Annotated in this window: 3 protein-coding genes; all 3 read right to left on the minus strand. The window is 73.1% G+C overall.

The features are described 5' to 3' along the window. The coding region (locus BRAS3809_RS19020; protein ID WP_035656905.1) for an FAD-dependent oxidoreductase at nucleotides 1-309 on the minus strand (309 nt) is incomplete at its 3' end. Nucleotides 310-466: 157 nt separating this feature from the next. Continuing rightward, nucleotides 467-1687: an FAD-binding domain-containing protein gene (locus tag BRAS3809_RS19025; RefSeq protein WP_008963695.1), complete on the minus strand. Its 1221-nt coding sequence runs from the start codon at nucleotides 1685-1687 to the stop codon at nucleotides 467-469. Next, nucleotides 1684-2832: ABC1 kinase family protein (locus BRAS3809_RS19030; protein WP_035656907.1), on the minus strand; the 1149-nt coding region annotated here is incomplete at its 5' end. The genes BRAS3809_RS19030 and BRAS3809_RS19025, both read right to left, overlap by 4 nt.

Genomic DNA, 2832 nt, shown 5'->3' on the forward strand with positions numbered 1-2832 from the left:
CGACATGCCGGGTGTGCCGACGAATGCGCCGGCCGCGCCAGTCTCCCACGGCGCTGCCGCGCCACCGGCGACGAGATCGGCGAGCGCGGCCGCAAAGCCACTGTCGCGCGCGGTGACGTATTGCGCGCCATGGTCGAACTGAAAGCTCTCCGCGCGACGCGTCGCCAGCCGCCCGCCCGGCGCGCGGCCCTTGTCGAACAGCACCACGGCCTGCCCCGCCGCCGCCAGCCGCCGCGCACAGGCGAGTCCCGTCATGCCGGCACCAACGATGGCGATGGGGTGAAGCGGCGCACCGGCGGAGGAGGTCATGGCACGTCTCCATCGGTCCGGCACGGCGCCGTCCCTCTAAGTCTCTTTGCGGCTCTCGCCGCCCTGCAGATCTCTGCGCGTCGCCTGTGGGCGCCGGCACCAAAGCACAAGGACGGATCGCGTGACCGCGCCTCATCCCGCGACGTCGCCTCAGCCCTCACGCGACACGCATCTCGGCCAGCAGTCGCGGAATCCGCTCGCGCACCTTGAAGAACCCGGCCGTCGCGAACGGCCACAGCGTCGCGTCCCACGGCCGGCGCCATTCGGCGAGCGTGATCCCTGCGGCCGCGAGCGCCGGCGCGGCTGCTGTGAGCCAGTCGCGCAGCGGCCCCTGCGGCACTTCCGCGGTGACGATCTGCGTGGCGCCGGCGTCGCGCGCGCAGGCGACCAGCGCCGCCGGGTCGTTCGCCGTCAGCTCCGTGGCCGGAAACCCCGTACGCGTCGCGGCATCGCGCAGCGCGGCCGCCTCGAACGTTGCGACGCGCGATGCCACCGGCCGCGGCGAGCGCAACTGCGATGCCGACAGCGTCGCCGCGCCACGCCAGGCGAAGCTGTCAGGAAACAACCCGGTCAGCCCGCAATCCTCCTCGGTGATCAGCCATAGCGACGGCACGTCGCGCTGGGGCGCGATGAGCGCGCGCAGCGGCTGCAGCGCCGGCCAGCCACCCGGCTCCTCGGCCTCCAGCCCGTGCGCCGGCGTGACAATGTCCTCCGGCCGCGGCGCGAAGCGCCCGCCGCTGTATTGCGCGATGTTCGCCGCCGTCGCCGCATAGACCTTGCCGCGTGTGTGCAGCCCGGCCACCCAGCGCCAGCCCAGCGTATTCGATGCGGGATCACCGTCGAGCAGATGCCGCAGGAAAAAATCCGCGCCGAGCCGCCACGGCAGGCCGAGGGTGAAGATCCACAGCGAGGCGAACCACATCCGCGCATGGTTGTGCAGCGTCCCGGTGGCGACGAGCTCCTGCGCGAAGGCGTCGAAGCAGGCCAGCCCGGTGCGCCCGGCCTCCGCCGCCGCCACGCGCGCCTGCAGCTTGGCGTCACGAGCGAGCCGCTCGAGATCCGCGTCGCGACCGCGCAGATAGTTCGACCAGACCTGCGGCCGCCGCTCCAGCCAGCCCTTGAAATAGCCGCGCCAGATCACCTCCTCGACGAACTTGTCCGCTGCGCCGCCATGCGCCGCCACGGCGGCGCGCGCCACCTCCTCCTCGGTGACGAGCCGCCGCCGGATCCAGGGGGACAGTCCCGACACGGCCTGCGGCCGGCCCGGTCCATGATCAAGGTTGCGTCCCGCCGCATAGGCGCGGCCGAGCCGCGGCAGCACCGCCTGCAGCTGCGCCAGCCCCGCCGCGCGGGTCGCAACGAGCGCCTCCGCACTCATGCGCGGTACGGCGCGACGCAGGCCGCGCAGTTGACGCGCGCGCGCAGCTGCGTCGCCAGCAGATACAGCCCGCCGATCTTGCGGTGGAGGAACAGCGTGTCCGCCGGCGGCACATGCATGAGGTCGCGGTCGAGGCCGAGCGCGAGGCCGCGGTCGCGCAGCTCCGCCAGCAGGTCCTGGCGCGCGAAATCGTACGGCTGGCGCTGGCGCAGCGGCACCATCGCCCGCAGGAACATGTCGACGATCGCGTCCCGGTGGCGCGGCGCGGTCGCGGCGTCGAAATAGCCGATGGTCTGCATGGCGGCGCGACTCGCCGCGCGGTCGGCATCGAGCCCGGCTGACAGCAACGCGCGGAACGCCGCCTGCTGCGCCGGCGCGATCGGGCGGACCGCGCCGAAATCCAGCAGCACGATGCGTCCGCCGTCCGGCGTGACGCGGAAATTGCCGGGGTTCGGATCGGTCTGCATCGCGCCGAACACGAACAGTTCGCGCATGGTCAGGTCGATCAGCGCCGTCATGGCGCCGTCGCGCTGCGCCGGCGCGGCCGTGGCCAGCGAGGCGATCGGCCGGCTGTCGACGAACTCCATCGCCAGCACTTCCGGTGTCGACGACTCCAGCACGGGGGCCGGCACCACGAAGCGCGGATCGCCGGCGAGAAAGCCGCCGAAGGCGCTGAGCTGCGCGGCCTCCGCGGCATAATCCGCCTCCGCGTGCAGCTGCGCCTTGGCTGCGGACAACAACGGCGAGATGTCCATCTGGCGCGGCAGCAGGCCGGGCAGACGCAGCAGCGTGGCGATGTTGTCGACGTCGCTGTCGATGCTGGCGCGGACGCCGGGATATTGCACCTTGATGGCGAGGCGCTGACCGTCCGCCGACACGGCGCGATGCACCTGGCCGATCGATGCCGCCGCGAACGGCCGCATCTCGAAGTTTTGGAAGCGCGCGCGCCAGCCGGGGCCCCATGCGCGCGCCAGCACGCGCTCGAGCTGCGGCGGCGGCATCGGCGGCGCCGCCTCCTGCAGCTGCGCCAGCAGCGCTGCGGCCTCCGGCGGCAGCACCAGCCCCGGATCCAGCGACAGCATCTGGCCGAGCTTCATCGCCGCGCCGCGCAGTCCAGCCAGACCGCTGGCGAGCCGCATCGCCTG

Origin of the sequence: Bradyrhizobium sp. STM 3809 (genome assembly GCF_000239795.1) — a bacterium.
In the GTDB taxonomy this organism is placed as follows: Bacteria; Pseudomonadota; Alphaproteobacteria; order Rhizobiales; family Xanthobacteraceae; genus Bradyrhizobium.